We start from the raw sequence: 15,490 nt of genomic DNA, 5'->3' as shown, positions 1-15,490 counted from the left end.
CAACCCTAATATTCACAACACAAATTATTAGATGCAAAAAATTATCAATTTCCTTGATAAGATTGGTGAAAAAATAGGGGTACTGGTTAGTTGGATTGCTGCTTTACTTGCTGTGGTTATAGGTCTTGATGTGATTGCTCGATATATATTTAAGTTTACTTATGTATGGATAATAGAAATAGAGATTTATCTTTTCGGAATGTTATTCTTATTAGCTTCAGGATATACCTTTAAATACGGAAAGCATGTTAGGGTAGATGTATTCTATAATAAACTTTCTAAAAAAGGAAAAGCATGGGTTGATCTTTTAGGGGGCGCTTTTTTATTAATACCATGGTGTTATGTAGTCATTGTTTCCTCATGGTATTATGGGCTATCATCTTTTATGATTGGAGAAAGCTCTCCTCAGCCAGGAGGCTTACCAGCTTTATATGTACTTAAATTTTGTATTACTTTGGGGTTTGTTTTTTTATCACTTCAAGGACTCTCTCATATGCTGAAATCAATTCAAACTATATTTAATAAAGATCAGTAAATGGAGTACTTAGCAATACTATTATTTGTAATCATTTTTATTCTGATTTTAAGAGGATACCCGGTAGCTTTTACACTAGGAGGAATCTCAGTAGCATTTGCTTTTGGAGTATCAATTTTTGCTCCGGAACAGTTTCAGATGTCCACTTTTTATTTACTTCCATCCAGAATTATGGGGGTAGTGAATAACTATGTATTAATGGCTGTACCTTTGTTTATTTTTATGGGAATTATGTTAGAAAAATCTGGACTAGCTCAGAGTTTATTAGAAACTATGGCTATGATGTTTGGACGAGTTAGAGGTGGTTTGGCAATTTCTGTTGTGATTGTGGGGGCATTATTAGCAGCTTCTACAGGTATAGTAGGTGCAACTGTAGTGACTATGGGGTTAATAAGCTTACCTACTATGTTAAAACGAGGATATAAAACAGAACTAGCTACGGGAGTAATTGCATCTTCAGGAACTTTAGGACAGATTATACCACCTTCTATTGTACTGGTTTTACTAGCAGATACGATTAATAGTTCATCGAGAGGAGCAGCATCTGTAGATGTGGGTGCTTTGTTTTCTGCAGCTTTGTTACCCGGGATTATACTTGTTGGTTTATATATTCTTTATATCCTGATAAAATCTTTTATTCATAAAGAAGATGCTCCCAGTATTCCTGCAGAGGAAATAAAAGAATTCAGGGGAGATAACTTTACAATAAAAATTATAAAAGTATTATTTCTACCAATACTATTAATTGTACTGGTATTAGGGTCTATTTTTACTGGAGTGGCTTCTCCAACAGAAGCCTCTGCAATAGGAGCGATTGGAGCTACAATATTGACTATTATACAAAAGAAGTTTTCATTCAATATTTTAAAAGAAGTAGCTCAAGAAACTGCTAAGCTTACCTCAATGGTATTTTTTATTCTCTTAGGAGCAACAACATTTACGTTAGTATTTAGAACTCTTGGTGGAGATTCGTATTTACAGGAATTGATTATGTCATCAAACCTAACACCTTTACTATTTTTGTTATTAGTAATGGTAGTAATTTTTATAGCTGGGTTTTTTATTGATTTTATAGAAATTGTTTTTATTATAGTTCCTGTAGTAACCCCTATTTTTAATGCTTTTGGGATGGATATGTTGTGGGTTGGGATTTTGATTGCATTAAACTTACAAACATCATTTTTAACTCCACCTTTTGGATTTGCACTATTTTATCTTAAAGGGGTAGCTCCAGAAAGTGTAAAGACCAGTCAAATTTATAGAGGAATTATACCTTTTATAATCATTCAATTGATTATTGTTGGGGTAGTAGTATTTTTTCCTGAGATTATTTTTATCTCTAAATAATTTTGATTTTAGTTCTATTAGATAAAGCTAAAAGTATATTTCATAACTTATTTATAGTACATATGAAGTTCGATAAAATTCAAAAATATAAAGCAAAAAAATCACTGATATTGGTATTGATATCCACGTTATTCTTTTCTTGCCTGGGAGATCCTCCTGCAAGTATGAATACCAATTCATATGACGTAAGCAAACCGGATAAAGTATTTTATTGGAAGATGACCACAACATGGCCACCTAATTTTCCTGTAGTAGGTGAGGTCGCAGAAAAATATGCTGAATGGGTTGATGAGTTGTCTAATGGACAAATCAAAATTAAGGTATATGGAGGAGGAGAATTGGTTCCTCCATTAGAAGCTTTTGATGCGGTATCTCAAGGTAGTGTTGAGATGGGGTGTGGCGCAGCGTATTATTGGGCCGGAAAAACACCTGCTGCTCAGTTTTTTGCTGCAGTACCTTTTGGTATGAATAGTCAACAAATAACGTCTTGGTTAGAAGTTGGAGGAGGATATGAGTTATGGAAAAAAACTTATGCTAAATTTAATCTTGTTCCGTTTATGGGCGGAAATACAGGTGTTCAGATGGGAGGATGGTTTAATAGAGAAATTAATTCTATAGAAGATTTTAAAGGATTAAAAATGCGCCTTCCGGGGATTGGAGGAAAAGTGCTAGAAAAAGCAGGCGGAGCTGCAGTGTTGGTAGCAGGAAGTGAAGTGTATACAAGTTTAGAAAGAGGAGTAATTGATGCAACAGAATGGATTGGTCCATATCACGATTATAAAATGGGATTTCACAAAATTGCAAAATACTATTATACTCCGGGATGGCATGAAACAGGTTCCCAGTTAGAATTTTTTATTAATAAAAATTTACATGACGGTTTGCCGCCTCATTTACAAGCGGTATTACAAGCAGCAGCTAAAAGAGCTCAGGTATGGGTTTTGTCAGAGTTTGATAAACAAAATGGTATCTATCTGGATAAATTAGTGAATGAAGAAAATGTCGAGATTCGAGAATTTTCTAAAGAAACTTTGGATGCATTAAGAGGATACACAGAGGAAGCATTACAAGAAATGATAGGTGATGATCCTTTGTCAAAAGAAGTATATGAGAGCTATTCTAATTTTCAAAATAGAATTGCGAAATGGTCCGAAGTAACAGAGAAAGCGTATTATAATAAAATACAGAAGTAATATTAATTCTTAATTGGACACTACAAAAAAAAGCCGTTTGAGTTATTTAACTGAAACGGCTTTTTACAAGTTAACAATAGAATTAGAATATTAAATCATCATCTGCTGTTTCAAGATCAACATTGGTTGTATTTCCTTCAGCATCAGTTACAGTTACAATACTGTCACATTCACCATTTCCAAAATCTAAAGTCTTGGTAACTGTATTTTCGGTGTTTTTAATAATTCCACTTACAGGATATTCACAATTATCTTCAATACGTAGAGGAGATGTAGTTGTAAATGAAAATAAATCGCCGTTACTAAACTTCGCACTACCATTATTAGTACTTAAGCTATAAAACTCAAAAGTATCATTGTTTGTAAAAAATTCATTTTTTCCAGTTTCTTCAATGGTAGCAGTTAAACCATCTGCCCATGCAAAACCTATATTAGAAGTGGTATTAATGATTTCTCCTTGTTCTGTAATAGAAATAATCAGTTTAGTTGTACCATTTACAGTCATATCGTTGAAAACAAGATTTTCCATAGTTTGATCTGATGTGATAGAAATGTTTTCGCCGTTAAAATCAAAAGAGAAGGACATTAATATTTTACCAGAAATGACATCTCCTTCTTCAACTTCACATCCATCTCCAAAATCGATGGTTACAGTACCACCTGTCTGATCTTCATTTAATTCCTGATTTATAGTGTAGCAATCACTCATTTTTTGACTGAATTTGCCAGAAGATCGCATACCAGTATTAATAGCACCCGATGTTAAATCGTTTATTTGATCAGTAGCTGCTTCCAAACTTTTGTATTGTTTAGAAGTAGAGGCTTCGGCATTTATGCCTCCATCATTATCCCCATCATCATCACTACTACAACTGAATAAAAAAGCGGTAGCTATAATTAAACTGACAAATGGGATGATTTTGTTTTTCATAATAAAAAGGTTTAATAGATTGTTTATGTTTATTTATTGGACGGCAAAACTAAATGATAAGGTTTTTGAGAAAATTAAAATCGAGTTAATTTTTTTGTTAATTGTGCTTTTCTTAACAGGGGTTTTCCCCCTGTCTCTTTTTGTGTGTACTTAGTAGAAATATATATAAATATTCGTTAGGATAATTATAATGAGAGTTGCAGGGATATGAGGGTGTACATCATACTAAATTTATTTTTACGATAAAAAAAGATTTAAAAGAATTTATTCAAATTATTTCGAATGTTATTTTTTTAATAATACAACCGTTAGTTTTTGGTTATACAATAGAGTTTTTTTAGTTTCTAAGTCACGTTATAAGTTATTTTGACTTATATATTTTGAGTATTCTATTGCATAGCATATTTCTTATCAATATCTTCGCAGCGAATGTTCGCTAAAAGTGTTTTTAACTCAAAATTTACAATATGCAAATCAAGAAGGTTTTAGTTGCTAATCGAGGGGAAATTGCAATCCGAATTTTTAGAGCATGTACAGAAATTGGATTGCAAACGGTAGGAGTATATACGTATGAAGATCGATATTCTTTGCATAGGTATAAAGCAGATGAAGCTTATCAAATAGGTGAGAATCATCAGCCGTTAAAACCATATCTTAATATCGAAGCGATCATCAAAGTAGCTAAGGATAATGATGTTGATGCAATTCATCCAGGGTACGGGTTTCTTTCAGAGAATGCTGATTTTGCGCAACAATGCCTAGAGAATGATATCATTTTTATAGGACCTAAAGTTTCTGTTCTTCGTTCTTTGGGAGATAAAATTACAGCTAAAAAAGTAGCGATAGATAATGATATACCAATCATTCAAAGCAATAAGGAAGATCTGGTGGATATTAAAATAGCTATAAAAGAAGCTAAGCGTATTGGATTTCCTGTTATGTTAAAAGCAGCTTCAGGAGGAGGAGGCCGAGGTATGAGAGTAATTCGCAATAAAGAAGAATTAGAAAAAGCTTATCCCGAGTCACGTAGAGAAGCTCTTAATGCTTTTGGAGATGATACGGTTTTTCTTGAAAAGTTTGTAGAGAATCCAAAACACATAGAAGTACAAATTGTAGCTGATCAATATGGAAATATGGTACACCTTTTTGAACGTGATTGCTCTGTGCAACGACGATATCAAAAAGTAATAGAATACGCTCCTTCTTTTGGAGTGTCAGAACAAATAAAACAAGATTTGTATGAATATGCGCTTAAAATATGCAAAGCCGTAGACTATAATAATATTGGTACCGTAGAATTTCTGGTGGATGAAGATAGTAGTATCTATTTTATTGAAGTAAATCCTCGTGTACAAGTAGAACATACCGTTACAGAAATTGTCACAGGAATAGACTTAATCAAAGCTCAGGTTTTTATTGCAGGAGGATATAAACTATCGGATAAACAAATAAAAATAGAAAGTCAGGAAGGTCTTAAAACCACTGGGTTTGCATTACAGTGTAGAATAACTACAGAGGATCCAGAAAATGATTTTAAGCCAGATTATGGTACGATAACTACCTATAGAAGTGCTTCTGGATTTGGAATCCGATTAGATGCAGGAAGTGTATATCAGGGAGTAACGATTTCTCCATTCTTTGACTCGATGTTGGTTAAAGTTTCTGCAAATAGTAGAACTTTGGATGGAGCATGTAGAAAAATGCGACGAGCACTTTCAGAATTTAGAATACGTGGCGTAAAAACCAATATGCCATTTTTAGATAATATTCTAAAACATGAAACTTTTAGAAAAGGAGAGGTAACCGTTAATTTTATTCAGAATACAAAATCTTTATTTACAATCCGAGAATCTAGGAACCGCGCCACCAAACTAGCAAATTTTTTGGGTGATATTATAGTGAATGGAAATCCGGATGTTAAAAAAATAGACCCAACTAAAACTTTTGTTACCCCTATAGTTCCAAAATTTGATGAAACCGCAGGATATTCAAAAGGAACTAAAAATATATTAACCGAATTAGGCCCGGAGAAGTTTGCTACATGGTTAAAAAATGAAAAGAAAGTTCATTTTACTGATACTACAATGCGAGATGCTCATCAAAGTCTAATCGCAACAAGGATGAGAACTTATGATATGATAAAAGTGGCAGAAGGGTTTGCAAAAAATCATCCAGAAATCTTTAGTATGGAAGTTTGGGGAGGTGCTACTTTTGATGTTTGTTTACGTTTTCTTAATGAAAATCCATGGGAAAGACTACGCGCATTAAGAAAAGCTATGCCTAATCTATTACTTCAGATGCTAATTCGTGGATCTAACGGAGTAGGATATACCGCATATCCTGATAATTTGATAGGAAAGTTTGTAGAACAATCCTGGGAGAATGGAGTTGATGTTTTTAGAATTTTTGATTCGTTAAACTGGATGAAATCCATAGCTCCATGTATAGAACATGTTCGTACAAGAACACAAGGCTTAGCAGAAGGCTCATTGTGTTATACGGGAGATATATTAGACCCTAATAGAACTAAGTATACGCTTGATTATTATATTCAGTTAGCAAAAGATATTGAGAATGCAGGAGCTCATATTCTAGGTATAAAAGATATGGCAGGATTACTTAAACCGTATGCAGCTTATGAATTAGTTTCTGCCTTAAAATCAGAAATTAATATTCCAGTACATTTACATACGCACGATACCTCTTCAGTGCAATCGGCAACATATCTCAAAGCAATTGAGGCAGGAGTAGATGTAGTGGATGTAGCTCTGGGAGGTCTTTCGGGATTAACAGCTCAACCAAATTTTAATGCAGTACTTGAGATGATGAGGTTTCACGAACGTGAAAATATTATGGATACTTCCAAGTTAAATGAGTATTCTAATTATTGGGAAGCAGTACGTGAATATTACTATGTTTTTGAGTCTGGGTTAAAAGCAGGAACAGGAGAAGTGTATCAACATGAGATTCCGGGAGGACAATATTCAAACCTTAAACCGCAAGCTGAAGCATTGGGACTTTCTGATCGTTTTCATGAAATTACTAAAATGTATGGAGAGGTTAATGAACTTTTTGGAGATATCGTTAAGGTTACACCAAGTTCTAAAGTGGTTGGCGATATGGCTCAGTATTTAGTAAGTAATAACTTAACTATAGAGGATGTAAAAGAAAGGGGAGAAACAATTTCATTTCCACAATCAGTAGTGAGTTTGTTTAAAGGAGAATTGGGGCAACCCGTAGGGAAGTTTCCTAAAAAATTGCAGAAATCAATTCTTAAGGATCAGAAACCATTTACGAATAGACCTAATGCACATTTGGAGCCTGTAGATTTTGAAACTGAATTTAAAGACTTCGAAAAAGTATTTAAAAAAGGAATGGGAAGGGCATTGGATATTACCGATTTCCTTTCTTATAAACTATACCCAAAAGTTTTTACAGGAGCATATAATCATCATTTAAAATATGGTAATGTGATGAATATTCCGACCAAAAACTTTTTCTATGGGATGACTCCTGGAGAAGAAATCATTATAGAGTTGGATAAAGGGAAAATTCTGCTGATAGAATTAATATCAATAGGAGAACCTCATGAAGATGGAAAAGTTACTATATTCTTTAAAGTAAATGGTCAAACCAGAAATGTAGAAGTACAAGACAAATCAATTAAGGTAGATAAAGTGATAAATGCCAAAGTTGATAAAACAGATATCAAACAAATAGGAGCTCCGCTGCAAGGTTCTTTATCTTCTGTATTAGTTAAAACGGGTCAAGAGGTTAAAAAGAATGATCCGTTATTTGTTATTGAAGCTATGAAAATGGAAACGACTATTACGGCTAACGAAAATGCTGTAATCAAGAAAATTGTACTCAAACCTGGTACAATGGTAAATGCTGATGATTTAGTAATTATGCTTAAATAGTTTTTTTAATGGATTAATCTGTTTCCTGACAATCTTCTTCAAAACCATATAGAGTACTTACAAAACGTTCTTGCATTTCTGTTTGTTCTTCGTATGCTCTATAAGCATCAAGTTTTGTGCAGCGACCTAGAGCCCATTTGATTAAGTACATTCGAGCATAGGTTTCTTCGTGTTCGGTTCCTTTGCCTTCAATAGATTCATGATAACAGTTTGAAGGACTATAATTATTTTTACATTGTTCCTCTACAAAATTATCCCAATAATCTATTAATAATTGCCCTCCAGAAACCAAACGTTCTATATAAACATCACAAAATTCATGTTTAGAAGCGGGTATATCTAACGTTAGTAATATTTTTGGATCAAAGTGAGCTTTGATCTGTATGGTATAAAAATCATATGACTTTTTTAAAATAGATAACTCTCTTTTGCGTTGCTTCTCCCAATATTCTTCATCGATGAGGTTTAGATTTTGGATGTATTTGTATTTTCTGTTGTATTCTTCATTGAGTGTGTCTAGACTTAACCTAGATAACTCTTCTAAATTTGAAGCCGTATATGAAGTTTCAAGACCAAGATTATACCAAAAAAAAGGTTTTTCATAATTATATAGATCATATTCAACATCACGAAAAGCAAACTGAAATGTATCTATAATTTCTAGTTCACTATACGCATCAGTGTCAAAATAAGCTTGGAAGTCACAAAAAATTTCACCCCATTTTAGTATTTTGAATCGATTGTTAAATCTTGAAGATAGAAAAGCATTAAATACATAACCGCTTTGATCGATATTTTGATTTGAAGATTCTTCTGGGAGTTCAAAATTAATTTTAACCCATTCCCCTTTGATTTGTTTACCACTATCCCTTATCTCTAAAGTTATTCCTGTATGCTCTATAATTTTAACTTGACTTTTAAAAGGGAGTTTAATAATGATTTCACTGCCACTTTCTGGTCGTTTTCTAACAAATAACCCATTTTTTGCAATAACTGTATTTATAGTGTTAATAGGTTGCTGTTTTTCTGGTATTGAAACAATAATACTATCTCGGGTATCTGAAACGGTAGAAGTATTTTGTTTTTTGTCTTCTTTACAGGCATAGAGAAGGCAAATAAAACTCAAAACAAATATCCGCTTAAGTATATACATTGTCATATTTTGAATTAAAAAGTAAACACTAAATTTATTAGCTTTTAATTCAACTTAAAAACTTAAATTTAGATTTGTAGTCAATCGATTAATATCTGCGAATATCTTGTTACAAAAGAGTATCTCTTTTTTTATATGAAATAATGATATATTTTCCCTTTTTATAATGCCTGAGTACCTGTCATAAAAATAAATAAATTATAGTTTTATAGTTAATTGAAGGAATAAAATGATTACAATTTATCATTAACTTTTTAATAAAGTTTTACCTATTTTTACGGGATGCAGTACTTTTTAATCATTGCCTTACAAGGCTATTGTGTTTATCACGCGATCAAGAATAAAAGTAATTATTATTGGTTTTTTGTTATTATGCTTCTGCCTGTATTAGGAAGTGTTATATACTTATTTACTCAAGTTTTTAACAAGAAAGATCTGGATGTGGTTCAGAATGAAATTGTTAATGTTATCAATCCTACTAAAAAAATTAAGGATTTACAGAAACAATTAGATTTTGCAGATACTTTTCAGAACAGAGTAAATTTGGCAGATGCATTATTAGAAGCAGGAGATTATACTTATGCTATACAAGAATATGAAAAAGCACATAATACAAACAATGATGTTGGAGTGCTTAAAAAACTTATAGAGGGATATTATCAAATTAAAAATTACGAAAAAATTATTTCGAGTGCAGAAAAGATAGTAGATAGATCAGATTTTAAAGGTTCCCGAAGTCAGTTTTTATATGGTTTGGCATTAGAAGAAGATCAACAGTCTGAAAAAGCAGAAGAACATCTACGGCAAATAGATCAACGATACTCTAATTATAAAGAGCGCTATACTCTCGCTCAATTTTTGCTAAAAAAGGGAAAAACAGAAGACGCAAAAGAGATTTTATTCGAAATCCTTACAGAGGCACAACACATGTCCAAGCCTAATCGTAATAAATATAGAACAGTAGTACATGATGTAAAGAAATTAGTTTCTTCTATTTAGACATCCCATAATATGTATTCCTTTTTTGAAATAATTGTGTTTAGTACTATTGCTTTTTTCAAAATATAACATATGCTTAATATGTTTATGTGTTTGAATTTCTTACTTTTAGAAGTATTACTAAATATATCTACCCTTTAATGACAAATACATCATACTGAACTTTTCAGTTGTTGTTTTCTGTTAAACGTATACTTTACAATTACTCTTTGATAAATAGACATAAACCTTGGTGTCGGTAAATTTTCAAGGATTTTTAATTTTAATTCATGTATTATGTTTAAAAAACTCTTAAACCTTAAAGGAACTTCAAAAATTAGTAAAAAAGAACAAAAAACCATCTCTGGTGGTGGATCAAGAGGGAATTGCTATCCGTTTTTTCATTTAGGTCCTTGCAGACTTGATTGTAATTGTCCTGGTACAACTGCCAGCCAGCCTTCTGGGGCTAGTCAATTTTGTCTTTTAAACTACCCGGCGATAATACGTAATGCTACTCAATGTGGTGGATCGGGAGGTGGAATCGAGATTGATGCATAGTCAAATAATGTATCATTTTATTTATAATCTAAAGAGTCATAGTCACAATATGACTCTTTTTTTACCCTTTTATACAGGATAATAATAGTCTATACTCATGAAACTACTTTGTAGTTCAGAAAATCTTTCTATTTTTACATTGCCTTAACATTTCTGGGAAACATTGAGAATCAGACCTATTCAAATATCATTATTTATCCTATTCGTATTAGGGGGATTGTTCGGTCTCATGTTTTTGAGTGAAAAAGGGGGCGTTCAGAAAGCTCAAACTCAGGATGATGGATTTTCTTATGAGGGAGTAGCTGTTAAATATCCGGCATATACTACTTTTTTGGGTTTAGAGAAAGATTCATCTCTGACACGACAAGATGTTTTAGAAGTTACGCAAATTGTAACACCATTAGATATCGAAACAAGTGAAACCAAGAATGATATTGCTTTAGCAGAAGAAATAAAACAATTACCTGATTTCTCCAAAATTGATACTACTCGAATCGTTAGGATTAAATATCCAGAAGAAAACCCAGATTTTGCAACAGAATTAAGAGAAAAACTCTCTTCAAAATCATGTCGTATTATACATTATGGAGATTCTCAAATCGAAGGAGATCGTATAACAGGGTATTTACGTAACAGACTCCAGGGGATGTATGGTGGGAGCGGTCCTGGGTTTATTCCTGTGTTACCAGTCTATAGACAGATAAGCGCTGTTGTAGAGCCAAGTGAACACTGGGAGCGTTTTGCGTTTTTTGATCCAACCAAGAAAAAGTTTTCTCATAAAAAATATGGAGCCTATTTATCAGTTTCACGATTTACAGCATATCAAAAAGTACTTCCAGATAGTACAGCACTTGATTCCTTACCAATCATAAAAGCTTCTGTAAAGATTGGTAAATCAAAGAAAACATATGCCAAATTCAGGCGATTTACAAATATTGGTCTACACTATGGTAATTGCAATTTCCCAATAAAAATATCAGTATATAATGATGGTAATCTGATTCAACAAGACAGCCTGATTGCAGATGGAGGATACCATCAATACAAAATTCGAACTTCGGTTACTCCAACAGATTTAAAAATCGAACTAGAAGGCAAAGTTAGTGCAGATTTTTATGGACTTACCTTAGATGGTGGTTCTAGAGTACAAATTGATAATGTGGCAATGAGAGGCGCTTCGGGAACTATTTTTGCAAATTCTAATGCGTCGACCTATAGCCAAATGGTAAGGCAATTGAAGCCTAAAATTGTGATCATGCAATATGGTGGAAACACAATGCCATATCTTAAGGATTCTATAGATGTAGAAAAATATGCTAAACGAGTAACAAGCCAGGTAAATTGGATCAGGCGACGTGCAAAAAATACAAGTTTCATATTTATTGGACCTACAGATATGTGTCTTCCGGTAAACGGTAAAATGGAAACCTACCCGATGTTACCGTACCTTAATGCAAAACTAACAGAAACCTGTCTAGAGAATAATGTTGCATATTGGAGCATGTTTGATGCGATGGGAGGAAAAGGATCTATGAAACTATGGGTAGATGAAAAACTCACAGCCAAAGATTATATGCATTTTACCTGGAAAGGAACCAAAATAATTTCAGAACTATTTTTTACAGCCCTATACCTTGACCTTAAAGAACCTGAAAACAATGATGATGCGTAGCAAATTACTCTTTTACCTATGCCTTTTTGCCTTACCAGCAATGGCACAAACTTATGTTTTAGACACCGTACGAGATAAATATCCTTTTGTGAATTGGAAAGCGAACACTATCAAGATGGCAGAGGATTCTCCGGCGTTTAAAAAACTCTTTCATAAACTAGATACGATTGCAAAAGGAGGAGAAGAAAATCTTCATATTTTTCATATTGGAGGTTCTCATATCCAGGCAGATATTTATTCAAACCGTTTGAGGTCTTATCTTCAGACAATGAGCCCAACCTCAAAAGGGCAACGAGGATTTATTTATCCTTACAGTATTGCCAAAACTAATAACCCAGGAAACTATAGAGTCAAATTTGATGGGGAATGGAAAGGATACAGATGTTCGGTAAGAAAAGATAGCGTAGCGTGGGGATTATCAGGTGTAACCGCAGTTTTTAAGGATACAATATCTAATGTTAAATTAAAAGTTAATGGGAATAACTATCATGAAAATATGTATGATTTTAATAAAATCAGGATCTTTTATGATAATTGGAGTACAGACTATGAAATATCTTTTAAACAAGATTCTATAATTTCTGAAGTCAAAGAGGATAAGAAAGCACATTTTATCGAGTATACTTTAAATACAACAGTAGATGAAGTCGAGTTTTGTATTCGCAAAGTTGAAAATGTAGAAAATGCAGAGTTTTTAATGATGGGGATAGAATTAATGAATGAAAATAAAGGGATTGAATATACTTCTATCGGAGTAAACGGAGGTAGTTTTTCCTATTATGATCGTTGTAAATATTTTGAAGATCAACTAATGTTATATACTCCTGATTTATTTATTGTATCAATAGGTACCAATGATGCATACCACCCTGATTTTAATCCGGATTCATATAAAACATATTATACTGATTTAATTAAATTGGTACAAAAGGCAAATCCAGATTGTGCTGTATTACTTACTGTACCTAATGATTCATATTATAAGAAGAAATTTCCTAATCCTAGAACTCGAGTGGCAGAAAAAATTATTTATGAAGTTGCCAAAGAACAGAAAATGGCGGTTTGGGATTTTTATGAAATTATGGGAGGGTTCAATTCTTCGCAGAGTTGGTATACTCATAAATTGATGCCTCGCGATCGGATTCATTTTACAGTAATGGGATACCGAATAAAAGCAGACCTTTTGTTAGAAGCATTGGCACATTCATGGGAGAACGAACTCCAATTGGAACCAAACTCTATTTTGACTCAGATTATTAATGAATAGACTCATTGACATATTTTCTTTTTCAGAAGATTTCCCATTAATCTTTACACAGGCAAATTTCTGGATTTTCTTTGCAGCAATCTATTTTATTTATGCCATAGTTTACCGTAAAAAAGCGCTACGAAGTGCTTATCTTTTTGCAATAAGCCTTTTATTCTATTATAAAACCAGTGGTCTTTTTATAGGGATATTATTGTTTAGCACGGTCAATGATTTTTTTCTGGGTAAGGCTATTTATAATAGTAAATCTATTATTTTTAAAAAAATATTAGTTGCAGTAAGTGTTATTATTAACCTGGGGACGCTGTGTTATTTTAAGTATGCTTATTTTTTTACAGACTCCTATAATTATTTATTTCAAACTGATTATGAAGTTATAAATTATCTTGCACAATGGGCAAATACCTGGAGTGAAGTGGATTATTTTACGGTAGATAAAATTATTCTTCCCGTAGGGATTTCCTTTTATACTTTTCAAACTATTAGCTATAGTGTAGATATTTATCGAAAACAAATCAAACCTCTAAAATCGATTATAGATTTTGGTTTCTTTGTGAGTTTCTTTCCTCAATTAGTGGCTGGACCAATTGTAAGAGCGGCAGATTTTGTACCGCAGATTCGAAAAGAGATTAATATTACCAAACAAGACTTTGGTAATGCTACTTTTATGATCCTAAAGGGGTTAATCAAAAAAATGCTCTTTGCCGATTATATTGCGGCTAATTTTATGGATAGGGTCTTTGATGTCCCCGAGATGTTCTCTGGATTTACTAATATTATGGCAATGTTTGGATATTCATTGCAAATCTATGGAGATTTCTCTGGATATACCGATATAGCTATCGGATTAGCATTACTTATGGGATATAAATTACCTGTTAACTTTAATTCACCCTATAAGGCAATTCATTGTGGAGATTTTTGGAGGCGATGGCATATTTCCTTATCAAGTTGGCTCAAAGATTATTTATATATACCCATAGGAGGTAATCGTAATGGAAGTATTTTTTCATATATCTTCATAACAGTGTTCACTTTTTTAGGAGTATTTGCCTATGCAGATTTTGGAATTGCCATTATAGCAACTGCGGGGATAGGGTTGGTATTGATTATTACTCTATTTTCTTCAAAATTAGCATGGCATTTTAATCGAAATGTAAATATTATGATTACCATGCTAGTAGGAGGTTTATGGCATGGAGCTTCCTGGAAATTTGTAATCTGGGGAGGATTAAACGGATTAGGAGTTGTTGTTTATAAATATTGGCGAAAAATCAGTCCTTATGAAAATTCTAACGCATGGTTGGCTACGGTATGGAAAATAGGATTTACCTTTATATTTATCACGTTTACACGAATCTATTTTAGAGGTAATAGTATGGATCATATTAGTCGCTTCTATCAACAAGTAGCAACCAATATGGACTGGCAAAATGCGTTGCTTGTACTTTGGGAATACCGTACAGTTTTTATCATCATGGGGATTGGGTATATTACACATTGGTTGCCTTATAAGACCAAAGATTGGATTTTAGAGCAGTTTATAAAAAGTAATATAGTGATTAAAGCAGTTGTAGCTATGGTAGTCGCTATTATATGTTATCAAACGTATGCGGCCGATTTTCAACCCTTTATTTACTTCCAGTTCTAAAAATATCTGATGCATAGGATTAGAATTTCCTATTTGTCATTCCAGCGCAGGCTGAAATCCTTTTTATAATTGATAGTGTATCTTTTTGGGCGTACCCCTGCACTACATTTCGGGTCGGGCTATTCGCTATATCTTTCTTATTTGTTATGCTAAGCTTGTCGAAGTAGACAAATAAAAAAGGATGCCACTACTATCCCTCACGCGATAGCACCTTTTACTACTTGATTTACATTGATAATTTAGGAATCATTATTTTAGTTTTAACAATTTGCACAGCCCACCGAG

The 15,490-nt window shown here is 32.9% G+C and carries 11 protein-coding genes; 9 read left to right on the top strand and 2 right to left on the bottom strand.

All coding sequences use genetic code 11. The features are described from left to right. The first annotated feature begins 31 nt into the window (after nt 1-31). From DK442_RS26490 to DK442_RS26480, 3 genes are all read left to right on the top strand, one after another. Nucleotides 32-535 carry a TRAP transporter small permease subunit gene (locus DK442_RS26490; protein WP_109438940.1) on the top strand — a complete coding sequence of 168 codons (504 nt, stop codon included), beginning with the start codon at nt 32-34 and terminating at the stop codon, nt 533-535. After that, nucleotides 536-1,882 carry a TRAP transporter large permease subunit gene (locus DK442_RS26485; protein ID WP_109438939.1) on the top strand — a complete coding sequence of 449 codons (1,347 nt, stop codon included), beginning with the start codon at nt 536-538 and terminating at the stop codon, nt 1,880-1,882. 62 nt (nt 1,883-1,944) lie between these two features. Then, nucleotides 1,945-3,075, top strand: coding sequence for a TRAP transporter substrate-binding protein (locus DK442_RS26480; protein ID WP_235011036.1), 1,131 nt, complete (start codon nt 1,945-1,947; stop codon nt 3,073-3,075). 82 nt (nt 3,076-3,157) lie between these two features. On the opposite strand, the gene DK442_RS26475 is transcribed toward DK442_RS26480, so the two are convergent. After that, entirely contained in the window at nt 3,158-4,006 is an 849-nt protein-coding gene (locus DK442_RS26475) for a hypothetical protein (protein ID WP_109438938.1), read from the bottom strand. A gap of 467 nt (nt 4,007-4,473) precedes the next feature. Between DK442_RS26475 and DK442_RS26470 the strand changes: the two genes are divergently transcribed. Then, nucleotides 4,474-7,926 (top strand): pyruvate carboxylase, encoded by a 3,453-nt coding sequence (locus tag DK442_RS26470; RefSeq protein WP_109438937.1) that lies wholly within the window; start codon nt 4,474-4,476, stop codon nt 7,924-7,926. A gap of 13 nt (nt 7,927-7,939) precedes the next feature. On the opposite strand, the gene DK442_RS26465 is transcribed toward DK442_RS26470, so the two are convergent. Next, on the bottom strand, nt 7,940-9,079 hold the full coding sequence (locus tag DK442_RS26465; protein ID WP_160114380.1) for an SH3 domain-containing protein: 1,140 nt from the start codon (nt 9,077-9,079) through the stop codon (nt 7,940-7,942). Between the two features lie 282 nt (nt 9,080-9,361). On the opposite strand from DK442_RS26465, the gene DK442_RS26460 reads away from it, so the two are divergent. From DK442_RS26460 to DK442_RS26440, 5 genes are all read left to right on the top strand, one after another. Next, on the top strand, nt 9,362-10,078 hold the full coding sequence (locus DK442_RS26460; RefSeq protein ID WP_109438935.1) for a tetratricopeptide repeat protein: 717 nt from the start codon (nt 9,362-9,364) through the stop codon (nt 10,076-10,078). A 276-nt stretch (nt 10,079-10,354) separates the two neighbouring features. Then, complete coding sequence (locus DK442_RS26455; RefSeq protein ID WP_109438934.1) at nt 10,355-10,615, top strand: hypothetical protein; 261 nt, start codon at nt 10,355-10,357, stop codon at nt 10,613-10,615. 235 nt (nt 10,616-10,850) lie between these two features. Continuing rightward, nucleotides 10,851-12,287: an SGNH/GDSL hydrolase family protein gene (locus DK442_RS26450; RefSeq protein WP_160114379.1), complete on the top strand. Its 1,437-nt coding sequence runs from the start codon at nt 10,851-10,853 to the stop codon at nt 12,285-12,287. After that, nucleotides 12,280-13,554 (top strand): GDSL-type esterase/lipase family protein, encoded by a 1,275-nt coding sequence (locus tag DK442_RS26445; RefSeq protein ID WP_160114378.1) that lies wholly within the window; start codon nt 12,280-12,282, stop codon nt 13,552-13,554. Before DK442_RS26450 ends, DK442_RS26445 begins: the two co-directional genes overlap by 8 nt. Next, nucleotides 13,547-15,205: an MBOAT family protein gene (locus DK442_RS26440; protein WP_109438931.1), complete on the top strand. Its 1,659-nt coding sequence runs from the start codon at nt 13,547-13,549 to the stop codon at nt 15,203-15,205. Before DK442_RS26445 ends, DK442_RS26440 begins: the two co-directional genes overlap by 8 nt. Nucleotides 15,206-15,490: the final 285 nt, after the last annotated feature.

This window comes from Aquimarina sp. AU119, from assembly GCF_900312735.1.
Taxonomy (GTDB): Bacteria; Bacteroidota; Bacteroidia; order Flavobacteriales; family Flavobacteriaceae; genus Aquimarina; species Aquimarina algiphila.
Note: the sequence above shows the minus strand (reverse complement) of the source record. Positions and strands in the feature narration are given on the sequence as shown.

Coding starts and splice junctions, on each gene's coding strand:
- DK442_RS26455 (WP_109438934.1), top strand. CDS start 10,355: ATGTTTAAAAAACTCTTAAACCTTAAAGGAACTTCAAAAATTAGTAAA.
- DK442_RS26480 (WP_235011036.1), top strand. CDS start 1,945: ATGAAGTTCGATAAAATTCAAAAATATAAAGCAAAAAAATCACTGATA.
- DK442_RS26475 (WP_109438938.1), bottom strand. CDS start 4,006: ATGAAAAACAAAATCATCCCATTTGTCAGTTTAATTATAGCTACCGCT.
- DK442_RS26470 (WP_109438937.1), top strand. CDS start 4,474: ATGCAAATCAAGAAGGTTTTAGTTGCTAATCGAGGGGAAATTGCAATC.
- DK442_RS26490 (WP_109438940.1), top strand. CDS start 32: ATGCAAAAAATTATCAATTTCCTTGATAAGATTGGTGAAAAAATAGGG.
- DK442_RS26440 (WP_109438931.1), top strand. CDS start 13,547: ATGAATAGACTCATTGACATATTTTCTTTTTCAGAAGATTTCCCATTA.
- DK442_RS26445 (WP_160114378.1), top strand. CDS start 12,280: ATGCGTAGCAAATTACTCTTTTACCTATGCCTTTTTGCCTTACCAGCA.
- DK442_RS26465 (WP_160114380.1), bottom strand. CDS start 9,079: ATGTATATACTTAAGCGGATATTTGTTTTGAGTTTTATTTGCCTTCTC.
- DK442_RS26485 (WP_109438939.1), top strand. CDS start 536: ATGGAGTACTTAGCAATACTATTATTTGTAATCATTTTTATTCTGATT.
- DK442_RS26460 (WP_109438935.1), top strand. CDS start 9,362: ATGCAGTACTTTTTAATCATTGCCTTACAAGGCTATTGTGTTTATCAC.